Source organism: Microbacterium sp. NPDC008134 (genome assembly GCF_042957055.1).
In the GTDB taxonomy this organism is placed as follows: domain Bacteria; phylum Actinomycetota; class Actinomycetes; order Actinomycetales; family Microbacteriaceae; genus Microbacterium.
In genome coordinates, this window is record NZ_JBIBHO010000001.1 from 872,345 (window position 1) to 890,568 (window position 18,224).

The 18,224-nt window shown below is 69.5% G+C and carries 20 protein-coding genes; 18 read left to right on the forward strand and 2 right to left on the reverse strand.

Annotated features, from left to right (window positions below):
• Positions 1-31: 31 nt before the first annotated feature.
• From ACFY9N_RS04095 to glmM, 7 genes are all read left to right on the forward strand, one after another.
• Positions 32-1,573 carry an APC family permease gene (locus tag ACFY9N_RS04095; protein ID WP_391476989.1) on the forward strand — a complete coding sequence of 514 codons (1,542 nt, stop codon included), beginning with the start codon at positions 32-34 and terminating at the stop codon, positions 1,571-1,573.
• 84 nt (positions 1,574-1,657) lie between these two features.
• Complete coding sequence (gene truA / locus ACFY9N_RS04100; RefSeq protein ID WP_391476990.1) at positions 1,658-2,500, forward strand: tRNA pseudouridine(38-40) synthase TruA; 843 nt, start codon at positions 1,658-1,660, stop codon at positions 2,498-2,500.
• Positions 2,501-2,574: 74 nt separating this feature from the next.
• A complete protein-coding gene (locus ACFY9N_RS04105) occupies positions 2,575-3,243 on the forward strand; it encodes an endonuclease/exonuclease/phosphatase family protein (RefSeq protein WP_391478446.1) in 669 nt (222 codons plus the stop codon).
• A 32-nt stretch (positions 3,244-3,275) separates the two neighbouring features.
• Entirely contained in the window at positions 3,276-4,028 is a 753-nt protein-coding gene (locus ACFY9N_RS04110) for an MBL fold metallo-hydrolase (RefSeq protein ID WP_391476991.1), read from the forward strand.
• Between the two features lie 181 nt (positions 4,029-4,209).
• On the forward strand, positions 4,210-4,656 hold the full coding sequence (gene rplM / locus ACFY9N_RS04115) for a 50S ribosomal protein L13 (protein WP_391476992.1): 447 nt from the start codon (positions 4,210-4,212) through the stop codon (positions 4,654-4,656).
• A gap of 27 nt (positions 4,657-4,683) precedes the next feature.
• Entirely contained in the window at positions 4,684-5,169 is a 486-nt protein-coding gene (rpsI, locus tag ACFY9N_RS04120; RefSeq protein WP_247623194.1) for a 30S ribosomal protein S9, read from the forward strand.
• A 15-nt stretch (positions 5,170-5,184) separates the two neighbouring features.
• Positions 5,185-6,543, forward strand: coding sequence for a phosphoglucosamine mutase (gene glmM / locus ACFY9N_RS04125; protein WP_391476993.1), 1,359 nt, complete (start codon positions 5,185-5,187; stop codon positions 6,541-6,543).
• A gap of 67 nt (positions 6,544-6,610) precedes the next feature.
• Here glmM and ACFY9N_RS04130 read toward each other — a convergent pair whose 3' ends face one another.
• On the reverse strand, positions 6,611-7,549 hold the full coding sequence (locus tag ACFY9N_RS04130) for a Ppx/GppA phosphatase family protein (protein WP_391476994.1): 939 nt from the start codon (positions 7,547-7,549) through the stop codon (positions 6,611-6,613).
• Positions 7,550-7,585: 36 nt separating this feature from the next.
• On the opposite strand from ACFY9N_RS04130, the gene coaA reads away from it, so the two are divergent.
• The 5 genes from coaA (at position 7,586) to tsaE (ending at position 12,440) form a co-directional block, all read left to right on the forward strand.
• Entirely contained in the window at positions 7,586-8,530 is a 945-nt protein-coding gene (coaA, locus tag ACFY9N_RS04135) for a type I pantothenate kinase (protein ID WP_391476995.1), read from the forward strand.
• Between the two features lie 62 nt (positions 8,531-8,592).
• Positions 8,593-10,440 carry a glutamine--fructose-6-phosphate transaminase (isomerizing) gene (glmS, locus tag ACFY9N_RS04140; RefSeq protein WP_391476996.1) on the forward strand — a complete coding sequence of 616 codons (1,848 nt, stop codon included), beginning with the start codon at positions 8,593-8,595 and terminating at the stop codon, positions 10,438-10,440.
• Positions 10,441-10,492: 52 nt separating this feature from the next.
• Positions 10,493-10,852 carry a holo-ACP synthase gene (locus tag ACFY9N_RS04145; RefSeq protein WP_391476997.1) on the forward strand — a complete coding sequence of 120 codons (360 nt, stop codon included), beginning with the start codon at positions 10,493-10,495 and terminating at the stop codon, positions 10,850-10,852.
• The gene (alr, locus tag ACFY9N_RS04150; protein WP_391476998.1) at positions 10,849-11,955 is read left to right on the forward strand and encodes an alanine racemase; all 1,107 of its coding nucleotides are present in this window, start codon (positions 10,849-10,851) and stop codon (positions 11,953-11,955) included. The genes ACFY9N_RS04145 and alr overlap by 4 nt, the downstream gene beginning before the upstream one ends.
• Positions 11,952-12,440 carry a tRNA (adenosine(37)-N6)-threonylcarbamoyltransferase complex ATPase subunit type 1 TsaE gene (tsaE, locus tag ACFY9N_RS04155; protein WP_391476999.1) on the forward strand — a complete coding sequence of 163 codons (489 nt, stop codon included), beginning with the start codon at positions 11,952-11,954 and terminating at the stop codon, positions 12,438-12,440. The genes alr and tsaE overlap by 4 nt, the downstream gene beginning before the upstream one ends.
• A 6-nt stretch (positions 12,441-12,446) precedes the next feature.
• On the opposite strand, the gene ACFY9N_RS04160 is transcribed toward tsaE, so the two are convergent.
• The gene (locus ACFY9N_RS04160) at positions 12,447-13,346 is read right to left on the reverse strand and encodes a tetratricopeptide repeat protein (protein ID WP_391477000.1); all 900 of its coding nucleotides are present in this window, start codon (positions 13,344-13,346) and stop codon (positions 12,447-12,449) included.
• A 78-nt stretch (positions 13,347-13,424) separates the two neighbouring features.
• On the opposite strand from ACFY9N_RS04160, the gene tsaB reads away from it, so the two are divergent.
• Genes tsaB through ACFY9N_RS04190 form a run of 6 tightly spaced genes read left to right on the forward strand, consistent with a single transcriptional unit; the run spans position 13,425 to position 18,223 of the window.
• Complete coding sequence (gene tsaB, locus ACFY9N_RS04165) at positions 13,425-14,048, forward strand: tRNA (adenosine(37)-N6)-threonylcarbamoyltransferase complex dimerization subunit type 1 TsaB (protein WP_391477001.1); 624 nt, start codon at positions 13,425-13,427, stop codon at positions 14,046-14,048.
• A complete protein-coding gene (gene rimI / locus ACFY9N_RS04170; protein WP_391477002.1) occupies positions 14,045-14,536 on the forward strand; it encodes a ribosomal protein S18-alanine N-acetyltransferase in 492 nt (163 codons plus the stop codon). Before tsaB ends, rimI begins: the two co-directional genes overlap by 4 nt.
• Positions 14,533-15,600, forward strand: a complete 1,068-nt coding sequence (gene tsaD, locus ACFY9N_RS04175) for a tRNA (adenosine(37)-N6)-threonylcarbamoyltransferase complex transferase subunit TsaD (RefSeq protein WP_391477003.1) — start codon at positions 14,533-14,535, stop codon at positions 15,598-15,600. Before rimI ends, tsaD begins: the two co-directional genes overlap by 4 nt.
• A complete protein-coding gene (locus ACFY9N_RS04180; RefSeq protein ID WP_391477004.1) occupies positions 15,597-16,094 on the forward strand; it encodes a hypothetical protein in 498 nt (165 codons plus the stop codon). Before tsaD ends, ACFY9N_RS04180 begins: the two co-directional genes overlap by 4 nt.
• Before the next feature lie 6 nt (positions 16,095-16,100).
• Positions 16,101-17,171: a hypothetical protein gene (locus ACFY9N_RS04185; protein ID WP_391477005.1), complete on the forward strand. Its 1,071-nt coding sequence runs from the start codon at positions 16,101-16,103 to the stop codon at positions 17,169-17,171.
• Positions 17,168-18,223: a hypothetical protein gene (locus tag ACFY9N_RS04190; protein ID WP_391477006.1), complete on the forward strand. Its 1,056-nt coding sequence runs from the start codon at positions 17,168-17,170 to the stop codon at positions 18,221-18,223. Before ACFY9N_RS04185 ends, ACFY9N_RS04190 begins: the two co-directional genes overlap by 4 nt.
• Position 18,224 lies beyond the last annotated feature (1 nt).

Here is an 18,224-nt window from a genome sequence, read left to right on the forward strand (position 1 = left end):
TCGATAACCGCAATGGCCCTACTGTCTGACCATGGCAGCAACGACGCCCATCCACCTTGAACGGCCCGACGGCAAGGGGTTGGCGGCAGGCACACTCGGGCTCTGGGGATCGACGGTCATCGGTCTCGCCTCCACGGCGCCCGTGTACTCGCTCGTCGCGACTCTCGGTTTCGTGGTCCTCGCGGTCGGCGCGCAGGCGCCCATCGCCTTCATCATCGCGTTCGTGCCGATGCTCCTCATCGCGTTCGCGTATCGAGAGCTCAACAACGCCGTCCCCGACTGCGGCACGACGTTCACGTGGGGCACGAAGGCGTTCGGTCCGTGGGTGGGCTGGATGGGTGGCTGGGGAGTCGCGGTCGCGGGCATGGTCGTGCTCGCGAACCTCGCGCAGATCGCCTCGGTCTACTTCTGGTCGCTGATCGGGCAAGACCTCGAGAACAACGACTGGCGCGTGGTCGTCGTGGCGGTCGCTTTCATCGCCGCGATGACCTGGGTGAGTTGGCGCGGGGTCGAGATCGGTGAGCGCATCCAGAACATCCTGCTCGGCATCCAGTACCTGGCGCTCGGCATCTTCGTCGTGACCGCGCTCTGGCAGTTCTTCGCCGGGTCGGCGCCGAACCCGACGCCGTTCGACCTCGAGTGGCTCAACCCGTTCGCTTTCACCGACTGGTCGGGCTTCACGGAGGCGATCCTGCTCGCTCTCTTCATCTACTGGGGATGGGACACCTGCCTCGCCCTGAACGAAGAGACGAAGGATCCGAAGCGCATTCCTGGTCGAGCGGCGCTGCTGACGACGGTCATCCTGCTCTTCACCTACGTCGCCGTCACGATCGCGGCGATGATGTACGCAGGGCTGGGCGAGACCGGCACGGGACTCGGCAACGAGGCGAACGCCGACGACTTCTTCCTCGCGATCAAGGACGGACTTCTCGGGCCGTTCGGCTGGGTCCTCGTCGTCTCGGTCATCATCTCGGCGATCTCCTCGACGCAGACCACGATCCTCCCGACCGCGCGCGGCACCCTCGCGATGGGCGTGTACCGGGCGCTTCCCGCGAAGTTCAAGGACGTGCACCCCAAGTACAAGACGCCGTCGTTCTCGACGATCGTCATGGGCGTGGTCGCCTCGGTCTACTACATCGGAATGACGCTGATCAGCGACAACATCCTGCAGGACTCGATCCTCTCGCTCGGTCTCGCGATCGCGTTCTACTACGCGATCACCGGCTTCGCCTGCGTCTGGTACTTCCGCCGCGACATCTTCCGCTCACCGCGCGAATTCTTCTTCAAGGGGCTGTTCCCGCTGCTCGGCGGGCTGATGCTCACCGGGGCGTTCGTCCAGTCGGCGATCGACATGTGGGACGTCGACTACGGCTACACCGTGCTGTTCGGCATCGGCGGCACGTTCGTGATCGGCATCGGCTCGCTCGCCTTCGGACTCGTGCTGATGTTCCTCTGGTACCTGTTCCCGCGCTCGAAGCGGTTCTTCCGCGGCGAGAGCCTGAACCGCGACACCCAGGTGATGGTGCCCGACGAGCCGGCGACGACCATCCGCTCGATCGACGGCGGCATCTGACCTTTCCCGGATCGCAGCGACGGCCCGGCAGCATCCTCGGATGCTTCCCGGGGCCGTCGCCGTCGGTGTCCTAGGCTTGTCGACGTGCGCATCCGGCTCGACATCGCCTATGACGGAACCCACTTCCGCGGGTGGGCCCGGCAGCCGACGCTTCGCACCGTGCAGGGAACGCTCGAGGACGCGTTGGCGCGCATCGTCGGGTCCGACGTGCGGTTGGTCGTCGCCGGACGAACGGATGCCGGGGTGCACGCTTCCGGTCAGGTCGCGCACGTCGATCTCGACGACGAGCAATGGGCGCGCATCGAGCAACGACACGGGCGTGCGGCAGTGGATCCGGCGGCGTCGATCGCCGGACGGATGCGCGGAGTCCTCGGCGCCTATTCCGACGTCGCCGTGCACCGCACCTCGATCGCCCCCGAGGGTTTCGATGCGAGATTCTCCGCGGTGTGGCGCCGCTACCGTTACCGCCTCGCGGACGAGGTGGCGGGGTTCGACCCGCTGCGGCGACTCGACACGACGAGCGTGCGGGGGCGTCTCAATGCCGAGGCGATGGATGCCGCGGCGCAGACGCTCATCGGCCTGCACGACTTCGCCGCCTACTGCAAGCCGCGCGACGAGGCCACGACCATCCGAACGCTACTCGACTACCGGTGGGCCCGCGACGATGACGGAGTTCTGGTCGCCGAGGTCAAGGCCGACGCCTTCTGCCACAGCATGGTGCGCGCGCTCGTCGGCGGGTGCGTCGCCGTGGGGGAGGGGCGCCTCGACGTCGGCGACCTCGTCGTGCTGCGCGATGCCCTCACCCGCACGAGCGAGTTCAAGGTGCTCGCCGCCCGCGGGCTGATCCTCACCGAGGTCGGGTATCCGGCCGACGACTTACTTGCCGCGCGAGCCGAGCAGACCCGGGCTCGGCGCGACAGCGAGTGATCCAATAACAGACCGGTGCGGCACAGACAACCCGGAGCCGACCCATAGCGGGCGCGAGTAGCGTGGCAACGATCATGAAGGTCATCTCGTACAACCTCCGCAAGCACCGGGCCGCCACCGAGCTCGTGGCGCTCGTCGGTGAGCACGACCCCGACATCCTGTGCCTGCAGGAGTGCGACGTGCAGCATCTGCCCGAGAGCATCGGCGGCCTCGTGCTCGCCGACGCGACGCAGGGAAATCGGCTGGGCCTGGCGCTCTACTACCGCGCGAGCACCTTCCGTCTGCGGGAGATCCGCGCGATCGGGCTCAAGAAGTCGTTGCACGACCGCATGCTCAAACCGGCCCACGAGCGCATCCTCGCCGCGCGACTGTTCGACATCGACGAGGGGCGCGAGATCATCGTCGGGTCGTTCCACGCCGCTCCGCTCACCGCGCTCAACTCCCTGCGCCGCCATCAGATCCGTGCAGCACTGTCGTCGCTGGCCGCGCTCGGCGAGGGGCTCCCGCAGCTCATGGTCGGCGACTACAACTACCCGGTTTTCAAAGAGAACCTGGGCCAGGCCGTGCGAGACCACGGCTACGCGCTCAGTCTCAGCGACGACCACACCTACACGCGCTATCGCGTTTTCCGTGGCCACTACGACTTCGCCACCTCGACGGGTTTCGAGATCGAGCGGATCACCACCCTGCCGCAGGGGACGAGCGACCACCGGCCGATCCTCGTGTCGGTGCATCCGGACTGACATCCGGCGCACCGATGCCGCAGACTCGAAGCATGACGACGATTCCCGCAGTCCTGGTCGGCGGGCCGACGCTGTACTTCACCTACGGCGGTTACGGCTTCCTGACCGATCCGACGTTCGACGAGCCCGGCGTGTACGAGGGAGGCTCCCGGTTGCGCAAACTGACCGGTCCGGCCGTGCGCCCCTCGGCACTCGGCCCGATCGATGTCGTGCTTCTCTCGCACGACGAGCACGCCGACAACCTCGACAACGCGGGTCGCGCGCTCCTGCCCGAGGTGCCGCTGGTGCTGGGCACGGCGGAGTCGGCGACGCGCATCCCGCAGGTCACGGGGCTGGTGCCGTGGCAGGAGCATCGGATCGGCGAGGTGACCGTGACGGCGGTGCCCGCGCTGCACGGCCCCGAGGGCGCGGAAGGCGTGGTCGGATTCGTCACGGGATTCGTGCTCGAGGCGCCCGGCGAGCCCACCGTCTACGTCTCGGGCGACAATGCCTCCGTCGATCTGGTGCGCCGCATCGGCGAGCGATTCCCCGCGATCGACATCGCCGTGCTTTTCACCGGTGCCGCGAACGTCGGCGCCTTCGGCGACACCGACCTCACCCTCAACGCGCGGACGGCGCTCGAGGCGGCGGGTGTGCTGACGGATGCCGTCATCGTGCCGGTGCACGCGGAGGGGTGGTTCCATTTCTCGGAGACGCTCGAGCGGCTGGTCGGGATGTTCGAGTACGCGGAGCAGGGGCACCGGCTGCGGGTGCTGACCCCGGGGGAGCGGTCCGATCTCGCGTGAGGCCGGTTTGAGGGACGGCGCTCGGTAGCGTATGCTGTCTCTTTGGTGCCCGTGCCGTTCATCGGCGGGGTGCATCATCCGAACGTGAGCCCTCCACTGGCGTGTTCCTCCCTGTCGGGAAGAACCACCCCGGAGTGGGATTCACGAACTTCTCCGTTCGACACAAGAAAGCAGCACTATCGTGACGCGCACTTACACCCCGAAGGCCGGCGAGGTCCAGCGTGACTGGGTCGTCATCGACGCCACCGACGTCGTTCTCGGCCGTCTCGCCTCGCACGCGGCAACGCTCCTGCGTGGCAAGCACAAGCCCACCTTCGCCAACCACATCGACTCCGGTGACTTCGTCATCATCGTGAACGCCGACAAGGTCGCGCTCACGGGTCAGAAGCTCCAGAAAAAGCTGGCCTACCGTCACTCGGGTTACCCGGGCGGCCTCAAGTCGGTCACCTACTCCGAGCTCCTCGAGAAGAACCCGGTCCGCGCCGTGGAGAAGGCCATCCGTGGCATGCTCCCGAAGAACAGCCTCGGCCGCCAGCAGCTGTCCAAGCTCAAGGTGTACGTCGGTGCAGAGCACCCGCACGCCGCGCAGCAGCCCCAGCCGTACACCCTCGACCAGGTCGCCCAGTAAGCGCCGTACAGACTTAAGGACATACTCGTGGCTGACATCCAGGACACCACCGAAACCCCCCAGAGCTTCTCGACCTCGACCCCCGAGACCGACGCAGTCGAGGCGGCTCCCCGCCCCGTGCTCAGCGTCCCGGGCGCCGCTGTCGGTCGTCGCAAGCAGGCCATCGCCCGCGTGCGTCTGATCCCCGGCTCGGGCACGATCACGGTCAACGGCCGTTCGATCGAGGACTACTTCCCGAACAAGCTGCACCAGCAGCTCATCAACGACCCGTTCACGGTTCTCAACCTCGCCGGCGGCTACGACGTCATCGCGCGCATCTCCGGTGGTGGCCCCTCGGGCCAGGCCGGTGCGCTGCGTCTCGGCATCGCCCGTGCCCTCAACGGCATCGACGAGGAGAACAACCGCCCGACCCTGAAGAAGGCCGGCTTCCTCTCGCGCGACGCTCGCGTCAAGGAGCGCAAGAAGGCTGGACTCAAGAAGGCCCGCAAGGCGCCTCAGTACTCGAAGCGTTAAGGTCCACTGCTTCCGATGCCGATCTTTGGCACGGACGGTGTGCGGGGGCTTGCCAACGGCATCCTCACCGCCGACCTCGCGCTCACCCTGGCCCAGGCGACTGCTGTCGTCCTGGGCCAGGGCCGTACTGCGGAGGCACGCAAAGCCGAAGGCAAGCGTCTGACCGCAGTCGTGGCTCGCGACCCCCGGGTCTCGGGACACTTCCTGACCGCTGCGGTCGCCGCCGGTCTCGCCTCCTCGGGCGTCGACGTGCTCGAGGCCGGGGTCATCCCGACCCCCGCGCTCGCGTTCCTCGTCGCCGACCGTGACGCCGACTTCGGCGTCATGATCTCGGCCTCGCACAACGCGGCGCCCGACAACGGCATCAAGATCTTCGCCCGTGGTGGCGTCAAGCTGCCTGACATCGTCGAGCAGCGCATCGAGGCCGCCATGTCCGGCGAGATGCTGCGCCCGACCGGTGAGGGTGTCGGACGGATCGACCGGTTCTCGGATGCCGAGGACCGCTACGTCGTGCACCTGCTCGGCTCGCTGCCGAACCGCCTCGAGGGCATCAAGGTCGTGCTCGACTGCGCCCACGGCGCCGCGTCCGGTGTCTCGCCCGAGACCTTCCGCGATGCGGGCGCCGACGTCACGGTGATCGGTGCCGACCCCGATGGGCTCAACATCAACGACGGCGTCGGATCGACGCACCTCGACAACCTCGCGGAGGCGGTCGTGCGTCTCGGCGCCGACATCGGCATCGCGCACGACGGCGACGCCGACCGCTGCCTCGCGGTGGATGCCGAAGGCAACGTCATCGACGGTGACCAGATCATGGCGATCCTCGCCGTCTCGATGAAGGAGCGCGGTCATCTCACCGACGACACGCTCGTCGCGACGGTGATGAGCAACCTCGGTCTGCACGTGGCCATGCGCGAGCACGGCATCACGGTGCGGCAGACCGCGGTGGGCGACCGTTACGTGCTCGAGGACATGAACGCAGGCGGCTTCGCCCTGGGCGGCGAGCAGTCCGGCCACGTGATCATGAGCGAGTTCGCGACCACGGGTGACGGCCTCCTCACCGGTCTGCACCTCGTCGCCGAGATGGCGCGCCAGGGCAAGACGATCGCCGAGCTCGCCGCTGTGATGACCGTCTACCCGCAGGTCCTCATCAACGTCCGCGGTGTCGACAAGGACCGTGTCGACGACGACGAGGTCGTTCAGGCCGCCGTGCGCGAAGTCTCGACCGAACTGGGCGACACCGGGCGCGTGCTGCTGCGAAAGTCCGGAACCGAGCCCCTCGTGCGTGTCATGGTCGAAGCTGCCGACGCCGAGTCGGCGCAGTCCTACGCCGAGCGGCTCGAAGGCATCGTCCGCGAGCGCCTGGCACTCTGAACACCACGACCGACCACGTCGGTCCACGTCCTGAGCATCCGCCCGCTTTCCCGCGGTCGACGGATGCTCAGGACTGCGGCTGACCCAGCTGCTCGATGTAGCGCAGGAGCACGCCCTCGCGGAGCGCCCACGGCGAGACCTCGAGCTCGTCGACCTTCAGCGCGGTCATCGCGGTGTGCAGCGAGACCGCCGCGGCGACGATCTGGAACGTGCGGTCCGGCGTGATCCCCGGCAACTCCTGGCGGGCCGAGGCGGGCAAGCGCGCGAGCCGAGGAATCCAGGAACCGAGTGCTGCGCGGGGGAGCAGCATCCGCTCCGATCCCGACCAGCCGGGCACCGGGTATCCGACGAGCCGCGCCAGCGAGCGGATGGCCTTCGACGAACCCACCACGTGGTCGGGCCGGGGGAGGGCCGCGAAGCGCGGGAGCACCTCATCGAGGGTGTCGCGGGCGTGCACACGCAACCGTTCGACGTCGTCCTCGCCGGGCGGATCGTTCGGCAGGAACTGTACGGTCATGCGCCCGGCGCCCAGAGGAACGGATGCCGCGGCATCCGGCAGTTCCTCGCCGCCCGCGGCGATCTCGAGCGAGCCGCCGCCGATGTCGAGGAGCAGGATCTGCCCCGCCGACCATCCGAACCACCGCCGGACCGCGAGGAACGTGAGCTCGGCCTCGGTCTCGCCATCGAGCACCTGGAGCGGCTGTCCGAGCGCCGCCTCGATCCGCGCGATCACCTCCGCGCCGTTCGCGGCGTCGCGCACCGCGCTCGTCGCCGTCGCGAGCAGGGCATCGACGCGCTGCTCCTCGGCGACCCGACGAGCCTGCGTGACCGCCTGCTCCAGTGCCTGCACCCCTTCCTCGGAGATCGCGCCGTCGGGTAGCAGATATCTCATGAGGCGGAGCACCGAGCGATCGCTCGTCGTCGCGAGCGGACGCCCACCGGGCCGCACGTCGGCGGCGAGCATGTGGACGGTGTTGGAACCGATGTCGAGGACTCCGAGGCGCACGGGTAGAGACTACCGCCGCCCCGATACGATGATCGGGTGACCACTGTCGACCCCACGCAGCCCCTCTCGCCGTACCGTGAGATCGGGCGGGCGGAATGGGCGCGCCTGGCGGCCGACCTCGACCAGCCGCTGAGCGAGACCGAGGTCGTCGAGATCCGCGGCATCGGCGACCGGCTGAGCCTCGACGAGGTGCGCGAGGTCTACCTGCCCCTCAGCCGCCTACTGAGCCTGTACGCGACCTCGACCAAACGGCTGGGGGCCGCGACGAGTTCCTTCCTCCAGGAGGAGGACACCACGACGCCGTTCGTGGTGGGAGTGGCCGGTTCGGTCGCGGTCGGCAAGTCCACGATCGCCCGTCTGCTGCGTGAGCTGATGAGCCGCTGGCCCGGCACCCCGCGCGTCGAGCTCGTGACCACCGACGGCTTCCTCTACCCGAACGCCGAACTCGAACGGCGCGGGCTCATGGAGCGCAAGGGCTTTCCCGAGTCGTACGACCGCCGGGCTCTGATCGAGTTCCTCACCGAGGTCAAGAGCGGGGCGGCAGAGGTGCGTGCGCCCTTCTACTCGCACATGCGCTACGACATCGTTCCGGATGCGCACGTCGTGGTGCGGCGTCCGGACGTCGTGATCGTCGAGGGCCTGAACGTGCTCCAGCCGCCGGCGGCACCGAACGACGTCGCGGTGAGCGATCTGTTCGACTTCTCGATCTTCGTCGACGCCGACACCGACCACATCGCCAACTGGTACGTCGAGCGCTTCCTCGCCCTGCGCGAGGGCGCATTCAGCAACCCCTCGTCGTACTTCAACGTCTTCGCCCACCTCACCGATCAGGAGGCGATCACGACGGCGCTCGGGTACTGGAACGAGATCAACATGCCGAACCTCGTCGAGAACGTGATGCCGACCAAGCACCGCGCCCGCCTGGTGCTGAACAAGGGCGCGGATCACTCGGTCGAGAGCGTGCTGCTGCGCAAGCTCTGAGCCTCGCGGGCGGGTTCGATTGTTCGGACGGCTCGCAAAAAAACGCGCCTATTCTTGACGGCATGTGTGGAATCGTCGGATACGTGGGCCCGCGCCCCAGCCAGGACATCCTTCTCGCCGGTCTCGCCCGCCTCGAGTACCGCGGATACGACTCCGCGGGCGTCGCGGTCATCGACGGCGACGGTGCGCTCGGCATGCGCAAGAAGGCGGGCAAGCTCAGCGCTCTGCGCGACTCGCTCTCCGACGCCCCGCTGCCCGACGGCACGACCGGCATCGGGCACACCCGCTGGGCCACGCACGGCGGCCCGACCGACGTCAACGCGCACCCGCACCTCGCCGACGGCGACAAGCTCGCGCTGATCCACAACGGCATCATCGAGAACTTCGCGTCGCTGCGTGACGAGCTGGTGGCCGCCGGGGTCGCGTTCCGCAGCGAGACCGACACCGAGGTCGCGGCGGCGCTGCTCGGCCGTGAGTACGCGCAGAACGGAGGCGACCTGCAGCTCGCGTTCCGCACCGTCGTCAACCGCCTCGAGGGCGCGTTCACCCTGCTGGCCGTGCACCAGGACCACCCGGGCCTCGTCGTCGGCGCTCGCCGCAACTCCCCGCTCGTGATCGGCCTCGGCGAGGGCGAGAACTTCCTCGGCTCCGATGTGGCCGCCTTCGTCGAGCACACCCGTCAGGCGCTCGCGATCGGTCAGGACCAGATCGTCTCGATCACTCCGGATGCCGTGACGGTCGTCGACTTCGCCGGCACCCCGGTCGAGCCCGAGCCCTTCGAGGTCTCGTGGGATGCCGCAGCCGCCGAGAAGGGCGGGTGGGCGAGCTTCATGGCCAAGGAGGTCTCCGAGCAGCCCGAGGCGGTCGCCAACACGATCCGTGGACGCATCCACGACGGTCAGGTCGTGATCCCCGAGCTCGACGGTCTCGATGAGCTGTTCACCGGCATCAACCGCGTCATCATCACCGCCTGCGGCACCGCGTCGTACGCCGCGCTCGTCGGCAAGTACGCGATCGAGCAGTGGGCGCGCGTGGCCGTCGACGTCGAGCTCGCGCACGAGTTCCGCTACCGCGACCCGGTCATCGGCGCCGACACACTCGTCGTCTCGATCAGCCAGTCGGGCGAGACGATGGATACGCTGATGGCGGTCAAGTACGCCCGCGAGCGCGGAGCGCGCACGCTGTCGATCTGCAACACGCAGGGCGCGACGATCCCGCGCGAGTCGGATGCCGTCGTCTACACGCACGCCGGACCCGAGGTCGCGGTCGCCTCGACCAAGGCGTTCTCGGCGCAGATCACCGCTCTGCTCCTGCTCGGGCTGCACATGGGCCGCGTGCGCGGAGCGGTCGCGGATGCCTCGACCGATGTCGACGAGCTGAGCTCGCTCCCCGAGAAGATCGCCCGCGTGCTCGCCGATGAGAACGAGCACGTCTCCCAGCTCGCTGGCTGGATGGCCGACACCCGTTCGGTTCTCTTCCTCGGTCGCCACGTCGGCTACCCGATCGCGCTCGAGGGCGCGCTCAAGCTCAAGGAGATCTCGTACATCCACGCCGAGGGCTTCGCCGCCGGTGAGCTCAAGCACGGTCCGATCGCCCTGATCGAGCCCGGGCAGCCCGTGTTCGTCCTCGTGCCGTCGCCTCGCCACTCGGCGCTCGTGCACTCGAAGGTCGTCTCGAACATCCAGGAGATCCGCGCCCGCGGAGCCCGGGTCATCGTGATCGCCGAAGAGGGCGATGCCGCCGTGCTGCCTTTCGCCGACGAGGTCATCCGCATCCCGCTCGCCGGCGCGATGTTCGAGCCGCTCCTCGCCGTCGTCCCGCTGCAGATCTTCGCCATGGCGCTCGCCACCGCGAAGGGCCTCGACGTCGACCAGCCGCGCAACCTCGCGAAGTCCGTCACCGTCGAGTGAGCCGCGTTCGCGGTGCACGGGTCGCACCGTGCGCCGCGAGTAGGCTGGAACGGTGATCATCGGGACCGGCATCGACCTCGTCGACATCCCGCGTTTCGAGCGGACCCTCGAGCGCACCCCTCGTCTCCTGGAGCGTCTCTTCGCGCCCGCAGAGCGCGCCCTGCGACTTCCGTCGCTCGCCGCCCGCTACGCGGCGAAGGAGGCGCTGATCAAGGCGCTCGGCGGCTCGGACGGGGTGCACTGGATCGAGATCGAGATCGCCTCGGAGGAATCGGGTCGACCGTACTTCGTGCTGTCAGGGTCGACGGCCGACGTGATCGTCGAGCGCGGGATCGCGACCCTGCACCTCACCATGAGTCATGACGCGGGTCTCGCGACCGCGTTCGTCGTCGCCGAGGGAGGCCCGCAGTGACCGTTCCGTTCCGCGAAGCATCCGTCGACATCGACGCCATCGCCGATAACGTCCGCCACTTCCGCCGCTTGACCGGCGTCGAGGTCATCGCCGTCGTGAAGGCCAATGCCTACGGTCACGGTGCGGCAGCGGCGGCCGTGGCCGCACTGGCGGGTGGCGCGACGCGTCTCGGCGTCGCGGAGATCCCCGAGGCGCTCGAGCTGCGCCGGCAGGGGATCACCGCTCCGATTCTCGCGTGGCTCCACGCGCCGGGCGAGCGCTTCGATCGCGCCGCGGCCGAGAACATCGAGCTCGGTATCTCCTCGTTCGACCAGCTCGAGGCGGCGGCCGCCGTCGCGAGCGTCGACCGGCCCGTGAGTGTGCATCTCAAGCTCGAGACGGGGCTGTCGCGCAACGGCATCGCCCCCGCCGATTGGGCGCGGGTGCTCGCGGAAGCCGCCCGGCACGAGCGCATCGGGCGTCTGCGCGTGGTGGGACTCTTCAGCCACCTCTCCAACACCTCCGTCGACGACGATCGCGCCGCCCTCGCGAAGTTCGAGGAGGGGGTCGAGGCAGCGGCTGCCTTCGGCATCCGTCCGGAGATCCGCCACATCGCGGCGACAGCCGCCGCGATCGACCTGCCCGAGATGCGTCTCGACGCGGTGCGCATCGGCGTCGGGATCTACGGACTCTCCCCGTTCGACGACCGCACCTCGGCCGAGCTGGGGCTGCGCCCCGCGATGACGTTGCGCGGAGCCGTCGCCGCTGTGCGCCGGGTGCCCGCCGGCACGGGGGTCTCGTACGGGTACGACCACCGCACCGATCGCGACACGACTCTCGCGCTGGTGCCCCTTGGATACGCCGACGGGGTTCCGCGCCACGCCTCCGGCCGCCTGCCCGTCTCGATCGGCGGGCGCCGGTTCACGAACGTCGGCCGTATCGCCATGGACCAGTTCGTCGTCGACGTCGGCGACACCCCGGTCTCGATCGGCGACGAGGTCGTGCTCTTCGGCGATCCCACGCTGGGAGTGCCGTCGGCCGCCGATTGGGCGGATGCCGCCGACACCATCAACTACGAGATCGTTACGCGCATCGGCGCCCGGGTTCCGCGGAGGACCACGTGAGCGTCGATCCCGCGTTCCTCGGACGCCGCGAAGTCGACTCATCCGACGACATGGAGCGCCTCGGCTTCCTCATCGGTGAGCAGCTCGAGGCCGGTGACCTGCTGATCCTCACCGGTCCCCTCGGCGCCGGGAAGACGACGTTCACGCGGGGGCTGGCCGAGGGTCTCGGTGTGCGCGGGCCGGTGCAGAGCCCGACGTTCGTGATCGCGCGCACGCATCCGTCGCTGGTCGGCCGGGCTCCGCTGGTGCACGTCGACGCCTACCGGCTCGGGTCCGGCGCGGAGCTCGACGATCTCGACCTCGATCTCGCGCGCTCGGTGGTCGTGGTCGAGTGGGGGCGCGGGATGGCGGAAGACCTCGCGGACGCCTGGTGGGACATCGAGCTCGAGCGTCCCGTCGGCGACGACGGCGGTGGCGACATCGATCCGGCGGAGCTCGACGCCGATGCCCCGCGATTCTTCACGATGACGCGCGTCGAGCGCTGAGCCCCCTCACTCCGGGCGGGCCAGGCCCATTCCGTCGAGAGAGCCGTCGACGTCGAAACCGAGCTCGTCGGCCAGCTCGAACAATTCGACCGCTGAAGCGGGATCGGGGTCGAGCCCCTCGTCGCCGGTGAGGAGCATGACGCCCGCGATGAACGCGGCGCGCGCGTTCCCCGCCTCGCCCGCGCGGGCGTACCACTGCACTGCCTGCACGGTGTCCTTCGGCACTCCTCGGCCCGTGGCGTACATCCCGCCGAGGTTCGACTGCGCGCGGTCGCTGCCGAGCTCGGCGGCCCGCTGCGTCCAGGCGACCGAGGCGTCGGTGACCCCGCCGTCCGCCGTGAGGATGCTGAGCTCGAATGCGGCGGCGGCATCGCCGCGTGCGGCCGCCGCCTCGAAGAACCGCGCTCCGGCCGCGGCGTCCTCGGCGTAGCCGTACCCCTGCTGCAGGAAGTAGCCGAGGAACAGCAACAGCTCGGCGTTCTCCGGGTCGTCCGTATGCAGGGCGCCGAGACGGGCGGCGGCGGCGGATGCTTCGCTCTCGTCGCGGGCGAAGTAGGCCGTGCGCACCCAGCCGAGCGCACCATCTCGGTCGCCGAGGTCGTCGGCGGCGCGGTAGAGCGAGATCGCCGCGCTGGCGTCGTGTGCGGGGAAGGGCGCCCACGGCGCGATGCCGCCGCGCTCGTAGAGGAGCGCGAGGTCGAGCAGCGCCGGCACATGCCCGCGGTCGCCGGCGGCCTGGAGCGTCTGCACGAGGAGGTCCGGCGCGTCACCCGGGAGGAGACCGATGGAGTGCTCGTTGCGCAGGAACGCCTGGCAGAGCTCGACCGCCGCGGCGTGGAGCTCTGCGGGATCGGCATCGGGTGTGCGCAGCAGACGGGCGGCGTTCTCGTAGTGGGGGGACGTCATGCCCCCACCCTAGGAGCTGGCGGCCGAGCGGGAGGAGGGCACAGCCGGGTACCGGCGATCGGCGACTACCCTGGAGAGGTGATTCTCGCCGTCGACACCTCCCTGGGCAGCGCCGTGGCGCTGATCGACCCCAACGGCACGCGCCGCGCCGAGACCGGGACGGGCGACCCGCTCGGGCACGCCGAGGTGATCGGTGACCTGCTCGTCGAGGCACTGGCCGCATCGGGCGGCGGCGACGTCTCCCAGGTCGTCGCCGGCATGGGCCCCGGACCCTTCACCGGACTCCGCATCGGGATCGCCGCCGCGCGGACATTCGCGCTCGGTCGCGGCGTGCCGGTGATCCCCGTGCCCAGCCACCATGCGGCAGCACTGACGGCGATCGAGACGGATGCCGTCGCCGAGCCGTTCGCGATCGTCACCGATGCACGCCGACGCGAGGTGGCGGTCACGGTCTTCGACGGTCTCGACGCCGATCGGCTCCCGCGCGTGATCGCCGACACCGTGCTCGTACCGGCCATCGAGGCGGATGCGCATCTCGACGGCATCCGTCGTGTCGACGTCGTCGCTTTGTCGGCCGCGGACCTCGCGCGCGTCGGCGCCCGTGCTCTCGCCGCCGGGCGTCAGCTCGCTGATTCCGAGCCCCTCTACCTCCGTCAGCCCGATGTGAAGCGGCCGGCCGCGCCGAAGCGGGTGCGACTGTGACTCTGCGCGACGCGACCGCCGCGGACCTCGACGCGATCATGGCGATCGAGCGGCGATCGTTCCCGACCGATGCGTGGAGCGCCGAGGCGATGGCCGCCGAACTCGTAAGCGAGCACGGGCGGTATCTCGTCGATGACGAGGACGGAACGATCATCGGCTACGGCGGTGTGCGCGCGCTGCGCGGCAGTGCGGATGCCGACATCCAGACCATCGCGTTCGACGCCGAGCGCCGCGGGGCCGGGCGCGGGCGGGCACTGTTGCGCGCGCTGCTCGACACGGCACGCGACCGCGGGGCGCGCGAAGTGTTCCTCGAGGTGCGCGCCGACAACCCCTCCGCCGAGGGCCTGTACCTCTCAGAGGGTTTCGAGGAGATCGGCCGCCGCCCCCGCTACTATCAGCCGGATGATGTGGATGCGATCGTGATGCGGCTCGTGCTGCGCCGGTCGTCCGGGAACGATGCCGACACGGCGAGCGAGGTGAGCGCATGAGCGAGCCGCTGGTGCTGGGGATCGAGACGAGCTGCGACGAGACGGGCATCGGTGTCGTGCGCGGACGCACCCTGCTGGCGAACACGATCGCCTCGAGCATGGACGAGCACGCCCGCTACGGCGGCGTCGTGCCGGAGGTCGCCGCCCGTGCGCACCTCGAGGCGCTGCAGCCCTCGATCGACGCGGCTCTGGCCGAGGCGGGCGTGGGCCTCGCCGATCTCGACGCCGTCGCCGTGACGAGCGGTCCGGGTCTCGCCGGCGCGCTCATGGTCGGTGTCGGAGCGGCCAAGGGGCTCGCGGTCTCGCTCGACAAGCCGCTCTACGCCGTGAACCATCTCGTCGGACACATCGCCGCCGACATCCTCACGGCCGACTCCGAACCGCTCGAGTATCCGACGATCGCTCTGCTCGTGTCGGGCGGGCACACCTCGCTCCTGCACGTCCGTGATCTCACGACCGATGTCGAGCTCCTCGGCGAGACGATGGACGATGCGGCGGGCGAGGCGTTCGACAAGGTCGCCCGCCTGCTCTCGCTGCCGTACCCCGGCGGCCCCGAGATCGATCGGGCGGCTGTGAACGGAGACCCGAACGCCATCCGCTTCCCCCGGGGGCTGTCCCGTGCCTCCGATCTGGCGAAGCACCGGTACGACTTTTCGTTCTCGGGGTTGAAGACGGCGGTCGCCCGCTGGGTCGAGAAGTGCGAGGCCGATGGCGTCGAGGTACCGGTGGCCGATGTCGCGGCGAGCTTCCGCGAGGCGGTCGTCGATGTGCTCGTCACGAAAGCGCTCGCCGCGTGCGCGGATCTCGGTGTTCCTCGGCTGCTGCTGGGCGGGGGAGTGATCGCCAACCGCCGCCTGCGCGACGTCGCCCTCGAGCGCGCGGCCGCGGCCGGGGTGACCGTGCGCATTCCGCCGCTCTCGTTGTGCACCGACAACGGCGCCATGATCGCGGCGCTCGCCGCCGAGCTGATCGCCTCGGGCAAGCGGCCCTCCACACTCGCCTTCGGCGCCGATTCGACGCTTCCGGTGACGGAGATCCAGGTCGCGGAGGCGGTCACGATATGACCGATCCCATGGAGCCGGTATCACCCGCGGGCACGCCTCCCACGCCTCCGCCGTCTCCGCGCATCGAGCGGCCGAGCGGTGAGGTCGAGAGCCCGGCGGGCACGGCGCGATTGCCCGGGGCTCGTCGTGACGGATACACGCGGCTGCCTACGGGTCCTGTGGGCATCGAGCCGGTGGTCGCGAGCGGCCCGGATGCCGATGATCCCACCGGTCGCACCGCGTGGGCGCCGGCCGAGACGGAGATGGTCGTCGATGATGCGCGGCTCGCGCCGTGGGCGCTGCTCGCGTCGATCGTCGCCCTCGGTGCCTCGTTCTTCGTCGGCTGGGGTCTGCCGGTCGCGGTGGTCGCGGTGATCGCATCGATCATGTCGTTGCGCCGCCCCGTCGAGAGCCGCCGGATGGGACGCTGGGCGCTCGTGCTCGGGCTGACCGCGACGGTCTACAGCCTGGGGTGGCTCGTCTGGGCCGGCATGCAGTTCGAGAGACTGGGCTGACGCCGGATGCTCGACGCCGAGGAAGCCGTCGAACTGCGCGCCCTGCAGGCGCGCGCATACGGGCGCGGGGGAGCTCTGACCGCCGACGAGAGCCGACGGCTCTCGGAGCTGGACGCGAAGCGCGCAGCGAGGTCGGATGAAGACGTTCCGACCGGTGGCGTGGCCGCGCCGCGCGAGGACGCAGTCGTTGCGCGGGACGACCGGATGCGGAACGAGCCGTCGCCGACCGTGGAATCGGCATCGACGCCCGCATCGGCGCCCGCATCGTCCCCGGCATCCGCTCGTCGGCTGCGCTGGCCGTGGATCGCGGCTGCTCTCCTCGTCGTCTTCGCACTCGGCGCGACCGCCGGGTGGCTGCTGTCGCGCCCGTCGGAGCACGAGGTGGAGCTCTCCCCGGTGCAGGCGGCCTGGCAACAGGAACTCATCGACGGTGGCGAGTTCGACGACGGCTCGATCCGGGCGATGACGGTCGAGGACGGGATGGTGATCTGGGCGGCGACACAGCATCGCGGGCTGACCACGTGCCTCGTGCTGGGTGACGCCGAGGAGCGCGTACCCTCATGCATCCCGACGGAGATCGTGCGTTCCTCGGGCTTCGACACCGTGCGCACGGTCGATGCGGACGGTGAGCTGAAGCGGCAGGTGTCCGCACGCCTGTTCCTCACCCCGGAAGACGAGCCCGCCGTCATCGCGGGGAGCTTCCTCATGGCTCCCCCGGATGAGCTCGGCATGTCGTACCGCGATGCGAGCGAGGCGGCCACGGCGGAGGAACTCGTCGAGCGCGGTCTGGAGCGCAGCAGCGTCTGGGTCGTCGGCTACGACGGGGAGAAGCCGGTCTGGACCGGCATCAAGGAATCGACCGGCCAGACCTGCCTCGTCTACGACACGTCCCACTCCGAGTCCGAGCCGATGCTGTTCTGCGAGGAACTCACGGCGATCGGAACAGGTCAGCGGGGGATCGGATACGAAAGCGTCGATGAGAACACGGGCGAGACGACCTCGCTCATGTTCACCTACGGGGAAGGCCCGTCCTACCTGCAGATCACGCGCGCCCCCGCACCGGGAGGCGCGGAGTGAGCGCCGAAGACGAACTCCGTGCCCTGCAGCGCAAGGCTTACGGCCGCACGGGCGACGTGACGCGAGCCGAGGCCGACCGCCTGCGCGAACTGCAACAGGCCCGTCCCGGTGTCAGCGCGGAGCCCGCGGCGCCCGCAGACGCGATCGCAGATCCCCACGCGGACTCCGTCGAGGTCGAACCGGCAGAAGAGTCGGATGCCCCGGAGGAGGGTCCCGCCGAGGAGCGGGAACCGGTGGCGGTCCCGGGGGTGCGCGCCGTCTTGCGCCGACACTGGCGGTTCATCGCCGTCTGCTCTGTGCTGCTGCTCGCGCTGGGCATCGGCGTGGGGTGGGTCGTGTTCGCGCCGCCGTCGGATGCGATCGCACTCACCGCGGAGCAGCAGGAGCGGCGCGCACTCCTCGAAGTCGAGTCGGACTTCGACCCCGGCACATTGCGCGCGGTGGGGAAGGACGATGATTCGGGTGCCATCGCCTGGCTCGGCACCAAGGGTGAGGGCGATCTGACCTGTGCCGTGATCGATGTCGACGAGGCGACCCAGTCGCAGTGCCAGCGCTCGTCGGACTTCGAGGACTTCGGCATCAACGTCTCGGTGATGCTCGCCGGGGAGGTCGTCGACGACGTGACCGCGACGTTCTCGACGATCAACGCCTACATCGTGCGCGCCACCGACGGGCGCCCGATCGCGTCGATGCAGCAGTGGGACTCGTCGTCGTCGATCCTCGCGCAGTTCGTGGGCGACGAGCGCGCGCGAGCCGAGGACCTGGTCGCGCAGGGCTTCGAGATGAATCTGAGCGTCGTCGGCTACTTCCAGGAGAAGCCGGTCTGGATGGCGAATCGATACGGAGAGACGGTCGAGCCCGAGACGTGCCTGATCGTCGACGCCGGTCAGAGCGACCCCGTGTGCCTCCCGTCGACGGCGGCGATCGAGGACGGGGTGTCGGTGTTCGTGTCGGACGACGGATCGGGCTCCGGGCCCGGTGCGGCACTCACTCTCGCGTTCACGGCGAGTCAGATGCCGTTCCTGACGATCACCGCCTCGGGGACCGGCTGAC

Excerpts from the sequence above, each read along its gene's own strand:
- ACFY9N_RS04095 (WP_391476989.1), top strand. The coding sequence starts at position 32 with ATGGCAGCAACGACGCCCATCCACCTTGAACGGCCCGACGGCAAGGGG.
- ACFY9N_RS04105 (WP_391478446.1), top strand. The coding sequence starts at position 2,575 with ATGAAGGTCATCTCGTACAACCTCCGCAAGCACCGGGCCGCCACCGAG.
- ACFY9N_RS04110 (WP_391476991.1), top strand. The coding sequence starts at position 3,276 with ATGACGACGATTCCCGCAGTCCTGGTCGGCGGGCCGACGCTGTACTTC.
- glmM (WP_391476993.1), top strand. The coding sequence starts at position 5,185 with ATGCCGATCTTTGGCACGGACGGTGTGCGGGGGCTTGCCAACGGCATC.
- glmS (WP_391476996.1), top strand. The coding sequence starts at position 8,593 with ATGTGTGGAATCGTCGGATACGTGGGCCCGCGCCCCAGCCAGGACATC.
- ACFY9N_RS04160 (WP_391477000.1), bottom strand. The coding sequence starts at position 13,346 with ATGACGTCCCCCCACTACGAGAACGCCGCCCGTCTGCTGCGCACACCC.
- tsaD (WP_391477003.1), top strand. The coding sequence starts at position 14,533 with ATGAGCGAGCCGCTGGTGCTGGGGATCGAGACGAGCTGCGACGAGACG.
- ACFY9N_RS04180 (WP_391477004.1), top strand. The coding sequence starts at position 15,597 with ATGACCGATCCCATGGAGCCGGTATCACCCGCGGGCACGCCTCCCACG.
- ACFY9N_RS04185 (WP_391477005.1), top strand. The coding sequence starts at position 16,101 with ATGCTCGACGCCGAGGAAGCCGTCGAACTGCGCGCCCTGCAGGCGCGC.